The organism is Crocinitomix algicola (genome assembly GCF_001661595.2).
In the GTDB taxonomy this organism is placed as follows: Bacteria; Bacteroidota; Bacteroidia; order Flavobacteriales_D; family Crocinitomicaceae; genus Crocinitomix; species Crocinitomix algicola.
Genome location: NZ_LYPF02000016.1, coordinates 70,574 through 86,711, shown reverse-complemented (window position 1 = coordinate 86,711; position 16,138 = coordinate 70,574). Strand labels below are relative to the sequence as shown.

13 protein-coding genes are annotated in these 16,138 nt (G+C 34.9%); 3 read left to right on the top strand and 10 right to left on the bottom strand.

Features of this window, described 5'->3' with window-relative positions:
• Positions 1–5: 5 nt before the first annotated feature.
• Positions 6–830, bottom strand: a complete 825-nt coding sequence (locus A8143_RS10260; RefSeq protein WP_066758732.1) for a thymidylate synthase — start codon at positions 828–830, stop codon at positions 6–8.
• A gap of 195 nt (positions 831–1,025) precedes the next feature.
• Here A8143_RS10260 and A8143_RS10255 point away from each other — a divergent pair, with 195 nt between their 5' ends.
• Complete coding sequence (locus A8143_RS10255; RefSeq protein ID WP_066758730.1) at positions 1,026–1,418, top strand: hypothetical protein; 393 nt, start codon at positions 1,026–1,028, stop codon at positions 1,416–1,418.
• Here the strand turns inward: A8143_RS10255 and A8143_RS10250 are convergent.
• Genes A8143_RS10250 through A8143_RS10230 form a run of 5 tightly spaced genes read right to left on the bottom strand, consistent with a single transcriptional unit; the run spans position 1,415 to position 9,266 of the window.
• Positions 1,415–5,299, bottom strand: a complete 3,885-nt coding sequence (locus A8143_RS10250; protein WP_066758728.1) for an adenylate/guanylate cyclase domain-containing protein — start codon at positions 5,297–5,299, stop codon at positions 1,415–1,417. The genes A8143_RS10255 and A8143_RS10250 overlap by 4 nt on opposite strands.
• 5 nt (positions 5,300–5,304) lie before the next feature.
• Positions 5,305–7,131 carry a SpoIIE family protein phosphatase gene (locus A8143_RS10245; protein ID WP_083261325.1) on the bottom strand — a complete coding sequence of 609 codons (1,827 nt, stop codon included), beginning with the start codon at positions 7,129–7,131 and terminating at the stop codon, positions 5,305–5,307.
• 28 nt (positions 7,132–7,159) lie between these two features.
• Entirely contained in the window at positions 7,160–8,170 is a 1,011-nt protein-coding gene (locus A8143_RS10240) for a hypothetical protein (protein WP_066758724.1), read from the bottom strand.
• Positions 8,167–8,706 carry a YfiR family protein gene (locus A8143_RS10235; RefSeq protein WP_066758722.1) on the bottom strand — a complete coding sequence of 180 codons (540 nt, stop codon included), beginning with the start codon at positions 8,704–8,706 and terminating at the stop codon, positions 8,167–8,169. The genes A8143_RS10240 and A8143_RS10235 overlap by 4 nt, the downstream gene beginning before the upstream one ends.
• Before the next feature lie 47 nt (positions 8,707–8,753).
• Positions 8,754–9,266 (bottom strand): ferritin, encoded by a 513-nt coding sequence (locus A8143_RS10230; RefSeq protein WP_066758720.1) that lies wholly within the window; start codon positions 9,264–9,266, stop codon positions 8,754–8,756.
• A 118-nt stretch (positions 9,267–9,384) separates the two neighbouring features.
• Here A8143_RS10230 and rnr point away from each other — a divergent pair, with 118 nt between their 5' ends.
• Positions 9,385–11,514, top strand: a complete 2,130-nt coding sequence (rnr, locus tag A8143_RS10225) for a ribonuclease R (protein ID WP_066758718.1) — start codon at positions 9,385–9,387, stop codon at positions 11,512–11,514.
• Positions 11,515–11,518: 4 nt separating this feature from the next.
• Here rnr and A8143_RS10220 read toward each other — a convergent pair whose 3' ends face one another.
• Positions 11,519–12,220, bottom strand: a complete 702-nt coding sequence (locus A8143_RS10220; RefSeq protein ID WP_066758717.1) for a DUF2490 domain-containing protein — start codon at positions 12,218–12,220, stop codon at positions 11,519–11,521.
• A complete protein-coding gene (locus tag A8143_RS10215; protein ID WP_066758715.1) occupies positions 12,220–12,636 on the bottom strand; it encodes a hypothetical protein in 417 nt (138 codons plus the stop codon). The genes A8143_RS10220 and A8143_RS10215 overlap by 1 nt, the downstream gene beginning before the upstream one ends.
• A 103-nt stretch (positions 12,637–12,739) precedes the next feature.
• Here A8143_RS10215 and A8143_RS10210 point away from each other — a divergent pair, with 103 nt between their 5' ends.
• Complete coding sequence (locus A8143_RS10210) at positions 12,740–12,964, top strand: hypothetical protein (protein ID WP_139134329.1); 225 nt, start codon at positions 12,740–12,742, stop codon at positions 12,962–12,964.
• Here the strand turns inward: A8143_RS10210 and A8143_RS10205 are convergent.
• Positions 12,954–13,286, bottom strand: coding sequence for a T9SS type B sorting domain-containing protein (locus A8143_RS10205; protein ID WP_066758711.1), 333 nt, complete (start codon positions 13,284–13,286; stop codon positions 12,954–12,956). The genes A8143_RS10210 and A8143_RS10205 overlap by 11 nt on opposite strands.
• A 47-nt stretch (positions 13,287–13,333) precedes the next feature.
• Positions 13,334–16,135, bottom strand: a complete 2,802-nt coding sequence (locus A8143_RS10200; protein WP_066758709.1) for a S9 family peptidase — start codon at positions 16,133–16,135, stop codon at positions 13,334–13,336.
• Positions 16,136–16,138 lie beyond the last annotated feature (3 nt).

The following is a 16,138-nucleotide window of genomic DNA, read 5'->3' as shown; positions in this document are numbered from 1 at the left end:
AAACTTTATACAGAAACGGCCCCTTTTATGTGTGGGTGATATTCATAATCCACCAATTCAAAGTCCTCGTAGGTAAACTCGAAAATAGATTTTATTTTAGGATTAATCTTCATTGTCGGTAAGGATTTAGGCAGTCGTGTCAATTGTAAGTCAATTTGTTCACGATGGTTGTTGTACATATGAACATCACCGAATGTGTGAACAAAATCACCGGGTTCTAGATCACAAACTTGCGCAACCATCATAGTTAAAAGCGCATAGGATGCAATGTTAAAGGGCACCCCTAAAAATACGTCTGCACTTCGTTGATAGAGTTGACAAGATAATTTTCCTTCAGCTACATAAAATTGAAAAAAGGCATGACAAGGTGGCAAAGCAGCTTTATTATTGGCTACATTTTCAGCAAAAGACACTGTGGTATCCGGCATTACACTCGGGTTCCACGCTGAAACAATTATTCGTCGGCTGTTTGGATTGTTTTTAATTTGATCAATTACAGCCGATAATTGGTCAATGCCTTCATTATTCCAATTCCTCCATTGTGCTCCGTAAACGGGACCAAGATCACCGTTCTGATCGGCCCATGAATCCCATATTTTGACGCCATTTTCCTGAAGGTATTTTACGTTTGTATCTCCATTAATGAACCATAATAATTCGTGAATAATGGATTTCAAATGTAATTTTTTGGTGGTTACCATTGGAAACCCTTTAGACAAATCAAAACGCATTTGATGACCGAAAATACTCTTCGTGCCTGTACCTGTTCTGTCGCCCTTTTCGACGCCATTTTCTTTTATTAATCGGAGTAAATCAAGGTAATTTTGCATAATGGAAAAAAAATTGAGGTTTAAAGTTAAGGCATTCGTAGCTCATATCCGATGTTTAGTAGCCTTAAAAACTCAACAAAGCGAAATTTTTATTCACAATCTTGTATTTTGTTGGTTTCAGAGCTATATTGTAACTGGAAAATGAAGATGAAAACCCCCTAAAAATCAGCAGTATTTTAGGGAAAAGGAACCAACATGAAATACATTACCCTATTCTTACTGTTTTTTCTAACAGTATCGGCGACCTATAGAGGAGAGCTTCCTAAAGATTGTTATGGAAAGTATGGAGGAGAAATGCCTGCTTATTCAGTTGAGCATAAAGGCATGCAAATCGATATTGATAAACATGACATTTACATCACCATTAATGAGGATGAAATAATTTACATTGGCGGGCACCTAGAATTGTCAGGATTGTATAGCGTGTTCAAGCAAAGTAGAGATGAATACTTGTTTAAAACGAAATTGAGTAACGGAAAATCATTGTCTTATGATTTTGATTTTATTTTGAATAAAAAAGAACAACGGCTTTATATTACCCCAAAAAATGGACAATCGGAAGCAGTTTTAGAATTATTAGATGCCTAATCTTTATACTCGTTTCTTGCGTATCGTTCTTCAATTTCTCGTATGTGCTTTTCTTTTTTCTCTTGTCTTAGTTTTATGGCGGATTTAGTAAAATAAGTGTGTTGGTTTAGGAACTTTATTTGAATTTCATCCCATAATCGATCACTATCTAGCTTGCCATGTTCTCGCAGTTCTCTTCTTAAATAATCGGCTATCACATGAAAATCATCTCTACCTAAGTAATCCAGGTCAGCGTCGCACATAATTTGTTCTAAGTGAGTTTTAGGACTTTGTGGTATTTCTGTCGATTTTATCAAACCATCGATGATGTCTAATTGAGCTTGTGTATAACCATATTTAGGTAAAATGTCTCGTGCCATTTTAATACCTATTTCTTCATTTTTGTCATAGCGTTCCACAAAGCCAGCATCGTGATATGTGGCTGCGGATTTTAATAGGAATAAATCTTCATCTGTTATTCCTTCCATTATTGCAAGCCTTTCTACCGCTTGTGTAACATCTATGGTGTGATTGATACTATGATATAGTAATTTGGGAGACAATTCTTCTTCTAACAATTTCATGATATGGCGTTCAGCCTTCATGTAGTTAATCGAACTATATAAGTGGAGGTCTACAATTTTCCAAAAATCATCATTCGGTTCAATTCCTTCTCGGTTAACCGATAATTCTGGTTTAATTCCCTTGACATAGTACATGTCCAACATCCCTTTATGTTTGGTCTGTATTTTCCCACGGTAAACGCAATCAAAATAGGGTGCAATAAACTCATAGGTATTACCGGATACATTTACGGTTCCTGGTTGGCCATGCATTTCCATTCGCTGTGCTTGATTTACGGTAGATCCCCAAATATCATAAGCAAATCGCTTTAAACCAATTACACCTGCAATGACTTCACCCGTGTTTATTCCAATTCTAATTTTCCACGAATTTTCACCTCTTTTTTTAGCTTTTTCGGCAAAATCCTGCATAAAGTTCTTAATTTCCAATGCAGCAAGGGTCACTTCGATTGCGTTACTTTTGTTTCGAATTGGAACACCTCCAGCACACATGTAAGAATCTCCAATTGTCTTAATTTTTTCTAAATCATATTTTTCGATAATACCGTCAAAAGAGGAAAAATAATCATCCAATTGTTGGACAAGTTCTTGCGGCTTCATGTCTTCCGCAATCTTAGAAAATCCTACAAAATCAGTGAACATTACGGACACATTTTTATAATAACGCGCTTTTGATCTACCTTTATTTTTTAATTCTTCAGCTGTTCCAACTGGTAAGATGTTTAAGAGCAATTGTTCAACCCTTTCTTTTTCTTTTTCTAGTAGTTCGTTTTGATGTTCAATTTTGGCTTTTTGGACCTCTACTTTCTGTTTTTGATCTTGTATTTTTTTACTTTGTTCGGTGACCTGTCTTGTTCTTTTTACGACTTCAATTTCAAGGCGTACTTTTTGTCGTCTAATAGTATCAATGCGTCTTCGATAGAAAACTAATCCAACAATAATTACAAATAGTGCAGAAATTGTTCGAAACCACCAAGTTGAGTAGAATGGTGGTGTTATAATTATTTTAATTGTGGTTGGTTCTTTTGACCAAACTCCGTCGGCACTTTGTGCATAAACCTTAAAGGTATATGTTCCATGAGCGATGTTCAGGTAATGTACAGTATTTTCGAGTTTTGAACTGGTGAAATCCGGATCGTGTCCTTCTAAACGATATTTATAATGATTTTGACGTGGATTAGAGAAGTTTGTAGCGCTAAACGTGAAGGAGATGTCATTTTGATCGTGATTGAGTCTTAAAACTTCATTTGTGACTACATTTTCAGCGATTATATTTGTTGCGTTGCTGCCTTTTGTGGAAAGCGTAATTTGCGTAATAATTGCTTTTGGTGGATTGGGATTAATCGTAATTGATCGTGGATCGAATATATTATACCCATTAATTCCACCAAAATATAATAAGCCGTTCTGTGATTTCATATAGGCTTGCATGTTAAATTCATTACTTTGCAATCCGTCTTTTACACTATAATTGGTAAATCGCTTCGATTTAGGATTGAATTTAGAAATTCCCTTATTTGTGCTCATCCATAAAAAACCGTCATCATCTTGCAGTAATCCGTAAACAACATTATTCGACAAACCTTCTGTTTCGGTGTAGTTCGTTGTTTTTCGTGATACAAGGTCTAATTTTTTTATACCCTCTCCGTAAGTACCGAGCCATAAGCTACCAGGCTTGGTTTGTAATATACAGGTAATGTGTGCGTTGGATTCATCATAATCTTCAATATTACAATATTCGAATACATAATTGTTTTCAGAATTTTCATGAATGGCGTAAAGGCCTTTGTTTGTTGTGACGACCCAAGTTTGGTCGGATAAATCTTTGTAGATTAGTTTAACCGCCCCTTCATCTAGGCCATTGGCACTTGAGTAAAAATTGAAATTGTGGTTGGTGGTATTTAAGTGCGTAAGTCCTTCTCTAGAACCTACCCATATGGAATTTGAATCGGCAGCAGTTATTGAATAAACTCTTACATTAGGACGTAAATCATCGGGCAAAAAATTGATGCGCTGTAGCTTATAATCGAAATTTCTGTTTTCTTCAAGGGTTAATAAGAATAGGCCGTCATCAAATCCTAACCAAATTCGATTGTTTTTCTCAACATGGATACTCAATAAATTATGTGTTGTGTTAATATCACGTATGATGTGAAAGAATTTTTGCTTTTGATAATTATAGATAGTTAGGTCTTTTTTGGTACCTATAAAGGTATTGCCTAAACTGTCTTCTGCAAATGACCATACACCATAGTCGATAAGGCCCTTTGATGGTTCACTATTTAATGTAATTGTTGTAAATCCTTGTTTGTATTTATCAAATTTTGATACGCCTTGAGCTGTTCCTACCCAAAACACACCAGATTCATCTTCATAAATACATGAAATATTATTGTCGGCAATTGAGGCATCATCCAATTGATTATTTTGATATTGTGATATTATTTCTTTGCCGTCTTTAGTTGTTTGTAAGAGAATGAGTCCTGCATCTTTAGTTCCGATCCATAGGTTTCGATGGTCTTCTTGATAAACACAGTTGATATTGCCGTAACGAACTTCAAGTATGTCGGTATAGGGATGAAGTTTTTTAGTAGAATCAATTTTAAAAAGGCCTTTTTCTGTTAGCATCAACAGATCGCCTAAGTCGTTTTCGTAAAATCCATTTACCGGGGCAATTGAAAATATAGAATTGTAATCGATACTTTTGAAATCACGATAGGGGTAAGGGGCATAAAATGCTTGACCTGAGGCTGTACCAATCCATAAATTTTGGGATTTGTCAATGTAAATGGAATTGAGTTCTGCATCACCGTTAATGGAACGAATGGTTTCTATATCTTTTGTTTTTAAATTGATACGATTTATTCCGTTCTTTTCTGTTAATGCCCATAAAGAGCCATCTTTATCAAAGGTTAATGATTTAAAAATAAACCCTTGGAGATTTTGAATTGTGTTTTTACTTATTCTTTTTACGGAATAGTCCTTGGGATTCATGGTGCCTATTCCTCGATTAGTTCCAAACCATAAATTACCTGTTAAAGGATTTTCTTTAAAGAAGTGAATATAGTTGTTAGGAATAGTGTTAAGGCTGTCAGGGACGTTCTTAAAAACGCGAAAACCATATCCATCAAACCGGTTTATACCATCTTGGGTTGATATCCAGATATAACCATACTTATCTTGTACTATTCCTGTAACGGAACTTTGAGAAAGTCCATCCTCTAAAGAATATGTGTCAAATTTGATGGTTTTTTGTTGACCCAGTGAAGTAACTGATAGACAAACTAGCAGGATTAATGTGGTCAGTACTTTAGGCATACAGGTTATATTCTAACACCAATAACAAGAATATCATCTACTTGTTCAAAGTTTCCTTGCCATTCTTGCATTGTTTTTTCTAAATATGATTTTTGGGCAGTCATTCCTTCTTGATGGATGGCTAGAAGGTGTTTTCTAAAGCGGTTGTATAAGAATTTTTTCCCTCTTTCACCACCAAATTGATCGGCGTATCCATCGCTAAATAAATAAACTAAATCACCTCTTTGTAGTTGTATTGAATGTTGTGTGTACTCTTTCGTGTTTGGCTCAAAAGATCCGATTGCGTATTTATCTGCCTTAATAATAATAAATTCGTTATCTCTGATGATATAGAGTGGGTTATTCGCTCCGGCATATTTTAATTCTAAAGTTTCGTAGTCAATCGAGCAAAGGGCGATATCCATGCCGTCTCTAATCTGATTTTCTTCTCTACTTTTATTTAATGCCTCACTAACAAAACTATTTAAATTGTTTAGAATTTGCGCAGGTTCAACATTATTGTATTCTCTAACAGAAGTGTTTAAACCATTGGCACCAACTAAACTCATGAACGCTCCAGGTACACCATGTCCGGTACAGTCGACTGCTGCAAAGAGGTTGGCGTTTTTATTTTGCTCAAACCAATAAAAGTCTCCACTAACGATATCTTTTGGTTTGTATAAAACAAATGATTCAGGGCAAATTGAGCGTATGGTTTCCGTTGGAGGAAGAATTGAATTTTGAAGTCTTTTCGCATAGCGAATACTGGCTGTGACGGCCTTATATAAATCTTCCAGTTTAAGTCGTTGACGCTCATTTTCATCACGTTGTTTAACAACTTCTTCGGTTCTTTGTTGTACCTTTTGCTCCAGTATTCTTTCCGTTTCAGCTAGTTCATCACGCATTTTTAAAAGTGCATGACCAAGAACATCATCTTTACTAAGTGGTTTGTATGGAGAATTGAAATTACTTTGACCGACTTCTTTCGCAAAATGAGTGGTTTTTTCTAAACCATCAACTAAATCAACAACCGCAGAAGACATATCTCCAATTTCGTCATTTCTAACTTGAATGGATTCCTTTGGAAAAATACCTTTGCCTAGCTTCAAAAGAATTTCTCGAAGATGATTTACTGGTTTTACTATTGTTCGAGTAGTGAATACAGCGATAAAAATGGCTACAAATATTAAAATGGCTCCCAAATACCAATAAAATTCTAAAGCTTGGAAATTAGCACGAGACTCTTCTGAAGATTTACTGTTTAATTTTAAAGCTTCTTCTTCTTTATGAATAAGGTTGTCTTTTAGTTTATCAATGTTTTCACTTAAAGTAAATTCGCTTTGACCTAAGTTGTTTTGGTCGACTAACAAACGGGCGGAAAACACCATAATAGGATCATCATAACTACTGATATCTGGTAGTAAAGTCATGATTTGACTGTAGTTTTCGCGCAAATCATCGCATTGTTCAACGATATCCTCTAAAATGAATACATCAGAACTATCCGACCATTTTTGAGCAATAATTTCGAGCTGTTTTAAATTTGCAGGAATAGAGACAGCTATAATTTCTTTTAATTGTCTTTTACCAGCCACATCATTCACGCTTTGATCATTTACCCATTGGGTCGCTAATTGTCGCGATTCTCCCGTAAGTGATTTTAAAGCCATCACATACTCTTTTGAAGGAGTTAAAACGTTGATAAGCTGTTTCGAAGTTTTGTCGTTTTCTTCAAACGTTTTGATACCGTTGTTAACAGCAATAAAGGTAGCTCCAAACACAATGATAATGAATAGTATAAGCACCCCAAATCCAGTACCAATCTTTTTTCCTATCGTAAATCTAAAGCTCATGCTATTGATCAGGGGTTTTATCTATTCGTTATTGTGGAAGTTCTTGTAATGCTTTTCTGTAAAATTTTTCTTTTTCAGGGTTAACAATAGTAAAGGAATATACACGAATCAATTCCTTAATGTTTTTTTTGTCTTTAGGATCTTTTCGGTATTGCTCTTCGTAAAAAGCGATATTCTTTTTATCAACTAATGTTTGGTAATGGATATATCTTTCGTTATTGTTTAAACCATAATAACAACCCATTAAAGCTTCGTGTAACTCTTTACTATTTGGTTTTATTTTTTCAGCTCTGTGAGCATAAGGAAGAGCTTTTAAAAATGCGTCTGCGGCTTTTTGTTGACTTAAAATTAATTGTTCTATTGTAATTTCTGCTGGTTGATCCATGATGAAGTCCGCACCAGTATTGTAATGAATAATGGCTATGTTGAAATTAGCGGTGTAGGCAGTTGTGTCTAGGTCGAGTGCCTTATGACAGAATAAAAGTGCTTTATCCCTTAAATCATCTTTCTCTTTTGTAGATACTACAGTTGCTTTAGTCATATATTCGACACCAACAGCATTGTAGTAATTAATGTCTGCTTCAGTAAAATCGTGATTTGGATCGATTAATGTAACATAATGATTCTTGTAAGTTTCGTATGAGTCTAAAGATTTTTCAAACTCTTTCTCAACGAGTAGCCAAGTTACGGCATCATTAAAATAACGAATTACGGTGTTTTTTATGTAGCCATCGATTTGTGCTCTGTACAACCCTAAGCTGTCAATATCTTTCGCTTGAACAAAAGATTCTAATGCAATTTTTCGATTAAACAAAGAATCCCCCTTAGTGACATTACGATAAATAATACCACGTAGTTGCCACGTTTGTGAATCGTAGCGTTCATTCGTTTTAATGGCCGAATCTATCGCTATTTGCGCATTGTTATAATCATTCGCTTTATAAGCTTCATAGGCCTTTCCTGTCCAGCTCGTTTGGCTGAAGGTTTGCCCTGCCGAAAAAACGACGATTAAAAATGATATGTATTTAATCAACCTCATTTGACTACCTTTGCTGCTAAATTCGAGAGCTTTTTAGCAATTACTAATTTATTTTTCTTTGCGTTTGTCTTGTTAATTTCATATTTCTGTTGATTATCTTGAATGATGAAATTAACAACCGCCCCGCTTGATAAACCACCTGATTGTTCGGTTACCAACAGTACATTGTTCTTCTGCGATATAGACACTAAGCTCGGCAAATTTTGCGAATTACGTTTCGTCACATATAGTATATGACTTTCGTATACTGCTTTTTCGTCCGTATAGTTACGAATTTCTATTTTTTGACTTCCAATATAGCGATCAGAATATTTCTTTTTTAACTCATCAAAAACAGCTGTTTGATCTCCATAAACACCAATAATGAAGTTACCGGTACGTTTCTCAGCAGGCCATTCAACTAGAGTAGCAAAAGTGTAGATATACAAGGCTTTAACTACGGATCTTGTGTCCGGCATTTGCGCTGTTCTTACAGTTGTACTTTGTAAGCCAATCAACGCAATAAATAAAAGTAATATGTAAGGTGCTCTTTTCAAAAAAAACTTTTTTTAAATCGATTGACGTATTACCAAAAGCATGCCAATTATTCAATTCCGCTGCTTGTATTAATGTTTTGAAGTGTTTCTAAATCTCTGTCAAATAAGTAAAGACCAGCCTTATCGTTGCCAATCATTTTTAACTTATCTAAGATGTTTCTCGCTAATGCTTCCTCCTCTAGTTGTTCCGCCACAAACCATTGCATGAAGTTGTGTGTTGAATAGTCTTTTTCTTCTAAACAAACAAAGACAACTTCATTAATCATATTTGTCACTTTAATCTCATGCTCGAGTAATAAACTGAAAATTTGTGTTAACGATTCAAATTCTGTTTGTGGTAATTCAATTGAAGGAATTTCAGCTTTTCCTCCGCGTTCATTGATAAATCGAACCAGCTTAAGCATGTGCATTCTTTCTTCATCAGAATGTTTGTATAAAAATTCTGCCGTTCCATTGATTCCAGCACACTCTGCCCATGATGCCATAGCCAAATATAGCTGAGAAGAAGTTGCTTCGGCTTTAATCTGTGTGTTCAATATGTCTTCTATTCTCTTGTTCAAGGTTCAGTTGTTTTAAAGTTTGTAAAATACTTAAGCGATAAAAATAATCTAAAATTTAGAAACAAAAAGAGTTTAGACTCAAATAATTCATAATTTTATTGTGAATTTAAAAGACTTCATGGGAAATAAGAAAAAGAAATCTGGGCAAAAGTTGAACAAAAGAATTCGTGAAGATATTGTCAATATTTTTAAAGATAATCCAAACTCAAGTTTTAATTATAAACAAATTTCGGGCTTTTTAGATATCACAGATAAAGCGATAAGAAAATTGGTTTTTCACATTTTGTTAGATTTAACAGATGATGATGTATTGGTAGAAACGCAACGTGGAAAATTTAAGTATTCTCAAGTGCGTCCAGTGTTTGAAGGTAAAATTGATATCATTAGGAGAGGTGCTGGCTACTTAATTACACCAGAATTAGACACCGACATTTTTATTCCTGCTAAATATCTTGATCGTGTTATTCATGGAGACACTGTTCAGGCCGAACTAACATCTTCAAAAGCTAAGAAAAAAATTGAAGGTAAAGTTGTTGCCGTGATTGGACAGACTGATCGCCGATTTGTAGGAACAATTGAAGTGAACAGAAATAACGGATTTATTATTTTGGATGATCCAAAAATCGATGTTGACTTGTTTATTCCGAAGTCTAAATTGAAAAACGCTGTAACAGGTGATAAGGTTATTGCCCGTATTACCGATTGGCCTGAATCAGCCAAGAGTCCTTTTGCTGAAATTATCGAGGTATTGGGTAATGTTGAGTCGCATGACGTTCAGATGAAATCTATTTTAGCGGCACAGGGAATTAGTTATGAGTTTCCAGAAGAGGTTTTAACTGAGGCGAATAAGATTAATTTTGATTTAACTGATGAGGAAATTTCAAATAGATTGGATTTAAGATCAGTATTGACTTTTACGATTGACCCGATAGATGCGAAGGATTTTGATGATGCAATTTCATTAGAATATTTAGAAAATGGAAACGTAAAAATTGGTGTACATATTGCGGACGTATCTCATTACGTTCAGCCTGGTTCTGCCATTGATAAAGAAGCCTTGGAGCGTGGAAATTCGGTTTATTTAGTGGATCGTGTTATACCAATGCTTCCTGAACATCTGTCAAATGGTGTTTGTTCTTTACGACCGCATGAAGAAAAGTTTGCATTCTCGGCGATTTTTGAAATGACTGATAGCGGATCCGTTGTTTCAGAATGGTTTGGAAAAACGGTAATTAATTCTAACAGACGTTTTACTTACGAAGAGGCGCAAGAGATTATCGAAACAGGGACGGGTGATTATGCCAAAGAGATTCTTTTGGTTGATAATTTTGCTAAAAAGTTAAGAGCTGAACGATTGGGTAGAGGCGGTTTGGAAATCATGTCTTCTGAGATTAGATTTGAGCTGAATGATGAAGGTTTTCCCATTGCTGTTCACAAAAAAACAAGTAAAGATGCCAATAAATTGGTGGAGGAATTTATGCTTCTCGCGAATAGACGAGTTGGTCAATTCGTAGGAAATACAAAAAGGAAAACTAAAATCCCGCTTATTTACCGCATCCACGATAAGCCGGATCGTGAGAAAGTTGAGCAATTTCGCGTGTTCGTATCTAAATTTGGTAAATCCTTTAATTTTAAAGATGATCATGATATAGCTGTTCAAATGAATCAGCTCTTTAAAGAGATGAAAGACGATGGCAATTTTAACATGGTGCAGCAAATGGCAATCAAATCGATGGCTAAAGCTATTTATGATACCGAAAACATTGGTCACTATGGTTTAGGATTTGATTACTATGCACATTTTACATCTCCAATTCGAAGGTATGCTGACCTAATGGTACACCGTATTTTATTTGAAACTTTAAACAACACACCAGTTAAGCATAAAGATTTGTCTGATATAGCCAATCATATTTCATCGACAGAACGGAGAGCTGTAGAAGCTGAGCGTGCTTCTAAAAAGTATTTTCAAGCTCAATTCTTAAATGATCGGGTAGGTGAACGTTTTCAAGGCTTTATAACCGGAATTACGGATTGGGGAATTTATGTTGAAATGTATGAAAACTATTGTGAAGGTATGGTCACGTTAAAATCGATGAAATGGGATAATTTTCAATTCGATGAGAAGGAATATGCAATTGTTGGTCGTCGATCAGGAGAAACCTTTACTGTTGGAGATGAGGTAGATGTTGTGTTAACTAGAGTTAGTTTAGTTAAAAAGCAAATTGATCTGGAGTTTGTGGATTAAAGGTTTATTTCTTTTTTTTGAAGAGTTTATTTGGAAGCTTATAAGCATATTCAATAGCATAAATATGGCCGTTGAATGGCGCATTACCCAGCTCTTTTTCGAAAATATATTTTACGCTAACTTCGTGTCGAGCAGGTAAATCAAAATCCATTCCTGCGTAAAGCCGATAGGCGTCTACTCCATTTTTAATTGAAGGTTCGTATAAAGTTTTAAAAATTTCTGCCCCGGCAAATGGCTCAATACGCTTAATTTTTTTGTCGCTATAGGATAATTCGAGTTTAAAACGAAATGTCGATTTTTGATCGGGATAAATGACATCATTGATAACTTGAAACCGGTCATATGCAAACTGATAACGTGCTCGTCCTTTTACTTTTAAGTTTATCGGTTTTATCTTATCTCCATATTCCAAATTGAAGGAAAAACGATTTTCATTCTTAAAATTAACGTCGTTCCATTTTTGAGAAAACCGATACGATAATCCTAATTCTACATTGTTAATCAATTCGTAATCTAAGGAAATTTCGTTGTAGATTTGACGTAAAACAGATGCATTTTTAAAGAATCGCGTTTGACCTTCATATTTGAGGCCAAATTTGTCGCCAAGATCTGCTTTTAGAGCAATCCCTGTCCATAATTCAGCATCTTTGGTTTGCGTAATGCCAATAAATGGGAGGAATAGAAAGAAGATTAAAATTTTTTTCATTACTCTAAAATAACTATGTCTTCTAGCACTATTTCTTGTTTCTTTTCTGATATTTCAACGGTACGAATTACGGCCCTTTCACCAGATGGACAAGCATCACACCCCGTAGGGCATTCAACACATTCTGAATAAGCATAAATGGTATACGATCCAGGAGTGAGATAGTTAAATTCAAAACTGCCGTCGAAGCTGGTTGCAAATTTATCATCATAGGTCTGGTTTTCATCTCCGTATATAATAAATACATCTTGATCCATAGCGTAATATGGAGCTTGAACTGTATCACCTTCAGCGTTTAGGTTTACGACGAGAATTTTACCTCTTATGGTTGATGTTCCTCCTTCACCTGGTTCTTTTTGGCAAGAAATTAAAGTGGTAAAACATAGTAGTGTGAGGAATGTCGTAAAATTTTTCATCGCAATTTTTTTTCAATACTACAAAATTAATAAAATGGTTGTACCAATTATCACCTAAATAATTTGAGCAGAAGTCAGAAGGGATTTTTAATTTCTACTAATTTTGACAAGAACAAACTTCAAGAAATTTGTGACGCAAGAAGATAAAAAATTAGACTTAAGAAAATTTAAAGGTCATCAAAGAAAATTTCCTTGGAGACTACTGTTGAAATCTATTTTAATGCTTGGTTTTGTAGCGATGTTTTATTACGTAAGCAAAGCGCTATCCGATAAGCGACAAGAAGAAATTAAGAAGATTGATTTAGAAATAGAAGTGATTAGTAATTAACTTGTAATGTGCCTTGCTGTGTGACAATTTCACCGTTTGGCAGTTCAAGCTCGACCAGCACAAAGTAGGTGCCTGATGATACTTTTATTCCTGCATGCGTAAAACCATCCCAAGATCCATTTAATCCAAAAAAGCGATAAACAGGCTCGCCATACCGGTTAAAAATAGTACAGGTTAATCCATCATATCCTACAGTACGTATAGAAAACAGGTCGTTTATGTTATCTCCGTTGGGCGTTATAATATTCGGAATATGTGCCTCTTCTTGGGCAAAAGAACTTCCTGCCAAAAGAAAGATTAATACACTGAATACTCGAATCATTTTCATACGTCTGGTAAAGTTATTAAAAAATATAATTGGGAATTTGTCTATTCTGTTTTTTTGTATTCTAAACCATAATTTTTTCCTTTTTCCGTGGCTGGTAATCCTTCTGTCATCCAGCGCGGTGCAGGTTGGTTTAATAAATAGTGATCAAAAAATTGGCGCATACGAATACTTAAGTCAATGCGATTCGCTCGTTGCATTAAATTGTGTTCATCACCGTTGTAGTTCAATAACCATACTGGTTGATTTAATCTACGTAATCCCATGAATAACTCAATTCCTTGGTACCATGGCACAGCACCGTCTCCATCATTGTGCATAATTAAAAGTGGTGTCCGTACATTTGGAAGTCCAAATAAGGGAGAGTTTTCGATGTACAATTCTGGTTTTTCCCAAATTGTATAGCCTATTCTACTTTGCGTTTTTTCATATTGAAACATGCGACTCAAACCGGATCCCCAACGAATCCCACCATAGGCAGAAAACATATTACTGACAGGTGCACCTGCCATTGCCGCTTTATATTTTGTGGTCATGGTAATTAATTGAGCGGTTTGATATCCTCCCCAACTTTGCCCTTGAAGACCAAGTCTTGAAGAATCTATCCAACTATATTGCTCTAATAAATAATCTGTTCCGCTAACAATACAATTATATGCAGACTTAGCTGGGTAACCAGGGGTATATTCTATGTCTGGAATGAAAATAATATAACCATTACTTACATATTCTGTTGGGTAAACAATTGATGCAGTAGGTTTTGGTAAATAATGGTTATGAATGTTGTTGCTATATTTTTCATAGAAGTATACGATCATAGGGTATTGCTTCGTTGAATCGAAATCTTCTGGCTTATACAGTAGTCCTTTTAAAGGTATGCTATCATAACTATTCCAGTTGACCATTTCAACTGTTCCCCAGTTATACGTTGACTGTTGAGGGTTTGTTTCGCTAATAGTTGTGGGGTTGTTAAATGATAAATTGGAAATTTCTAATTCAGGATAGTCCTTAAAGCTCATTCGACGGAAGGCTATTTGGTTACCTTGTTCTGACTTCTGAATAGACACAAACTTGTGGTTAGTTGCTATTAAAGGATTTTTACCGGTGAATTGTTCTGAAGGGGCGTGGTAAGATTCAGATTTAGTAAGGTCATTCCGGCCATGGATTAAATTGGTGTTAATTTCGGTGTAAGTACTATCATAATCAAATCGTTGGTAACGATAAACTGTATTAAGTTCTTTTCCTTTTTCGCGTGTTATAGAATGTGATAATTGAGTGTCTTCCGGATGAAGCGCCCATATGTCATATTTCGAATTTATTAAATAATATTCTTTAGAGTTTATTAGCGTCCAACCAATACTTCCTTGGGAGTATGGTATAAATGGGTTGCCATTGTTTTCGTCAGCAAATTCAGCCGTTATATTTTTAGTTAGATTTATTGACTGACCATTCGCTATATGTGTTGAATACCAGGATGAATCGGAGCCAGAGTACCAGACTAAATATTTTCCGCTCGGAGATAAGCTTGCGGTGTAAGCTTGGTTTTGGAGAATTAAACGATGTTTACCCGTTTCAATGTTGGTTAAATAAATATCTTTTTTCCAAGGAAAATCCCAGGTAGATGATTTTTGATAAGGTTGATAATTATAACTTAAGCCAATTGTACTATTTCCCTTGTTGATAGGTCTAAAATTTTCTAATGAATCATTTTCTATTGTAACTACTTCTTTACTTAGCAAATGAAAAACGGCAAGGTGTGTTTTTCTTTCATCCCTCTTTTTTTCTTTTAATTGTTGAGGTTGAATTCTTAGGTCATTACCACGCCATACATCAACTGTTGCTTTTTCTGTTTTTAGAAGTGTGTCTTTTAATTCTTGTCGCACTATAGGTCTTGTTCCAAAAAATATTTTTTCGCCATTTTTTGAAAAATAGGGAGCTTTATAAATTGATACCGTGGAATTAGAATCTAGCCCAATTGTTGTTGAATCTACGATTACCACGGCCTGGGGTAAATCTGTATTCCAATATGCAAGCTGATAATTTTTAAGTTTATTGGTGTCATTACTTTGCAGAAAGACCAATTGCTCGTCCGTCTCGTCAAAGTTTAATTTTGATATTTTTAAAAGGTTATTTGTAATTACATTATCTTGACCAGTCTCAAGGTTAACATGATGCAACGATAAACTATCGGCTTCACCTTTTTCGCTTTTTATGTATACTAATTGTTTTCCTTTTTTATCAAGTTTATAACTGACAACTTGATGATATAAATTTTCTTCAAATGTAAGAAGGTTAAGAACAACTAATGTTTTACCGCTAGTCTTAGGTAATTTACATTGTTTCTTACGGCCAAATAGTTTACACTTTTTTTGAGGACAAGGGGATCTTTCATCTTCTGAAGACAAATAAGCGAGAGTATTTCCGTTTTTACTAAGTGAGTAGGAGGTAACTAATGGAATTTTTATAAGTGAGTCATTAGTCACGCTATAAATTCCTAAACTGTCTTTCGGAAAATTTTCTTCCTTTTCTTTGGCTAGTTTTAGTGCGCGAATTGTATCAAATTGAGGCTTAATTCTAAATGTGAAAAATTGTTCATTTTCGCTAAAGCCAGTTTCAATAGCTCTTTGAAATTTTATGGATTTCTTAGTTGAGGTATTGTATAAAATTGTTTCTCCATCTCCTTTCTGCGGGGAAATGGCATAAGCAATCAACGTTCCTGTTTTACTTAGTTTTACATCGGATAATGTTTTCCAATCATCGTAAACCGTATGGTCGATGGTTAATTTGTTTTGGGAAAAGTTTATACCAGTAAAGAGCAGTAAAAATAATGTCAAGGATTGTTTCATGTT

Coding starts and splice junctions, on each gene's coding strand:
- A8143_RS10205 (WP_066758711.1), bottom strand. CDS start 13,286: ATGATTCGAGTATTCAGTGTATTAATCTTTCTTTTGGCAGGAAGTTCT.
- A8143_RS10260 (WP_066758732.1), bottom strand. CDS start 830: ATGCAAAATTACCTTGATTTACTCCGATTAATAAAAGAAAATGGCGTC.
- A8143_RS10215 (WP_066758715.1), bottom strand. CDS start 12,636: ATGAAAAATTTTACGACATTCCTCACACTACTATGTTTTACCACTTTA.
- A8143_RS10200 (WP_066758709.1), bottom strand. CDS start 16,135: ATGAAACAATCCTTGACATTATTTTTACTGCTCTTTACTGGTATAAAC.
- A8143_RS10240 (WP_066758724.1), bottom strand. CDS start 8,170: ATGAGGTTGATTAAATACATATCATTTTTAATCGTCGTTTTTTCGGCA.
- A8143_RS10250 (WP_066758728.1), bottom strand. CDS start 5,299: ATGCCTAAAGTACTGACCACATTAATCCTGCTAGTTTGTCTATCAGTT.
- A8143_RS10255 (WP_066758730.1), top strand. CDS start 1,026: ATGAAATACATTACCCTATTCTTACTGTTTTTTCTAACAGTATCGGCG.
- A8143_RS10220 (WP_066758717.1), bottom strand. CDS start 12,220: ATGAAAAAAATTTTAATCTTCTTTCTATTCCTCCCATTTATTGGCATT.
- rnr (WP_066758718.1), top strand. CDS start 9,385: ATGGGAAATAAGAAAAAGAAATCTGGGCAAAAGTTGAACAAAAGAATT.
- A8143_RS10245 (WP_083261325.1), bottom strand. CDS start 7,131: ATGAGCTTTAGATTTACGATAGGAAAAAAGATTGGTACTGGATTTGGG.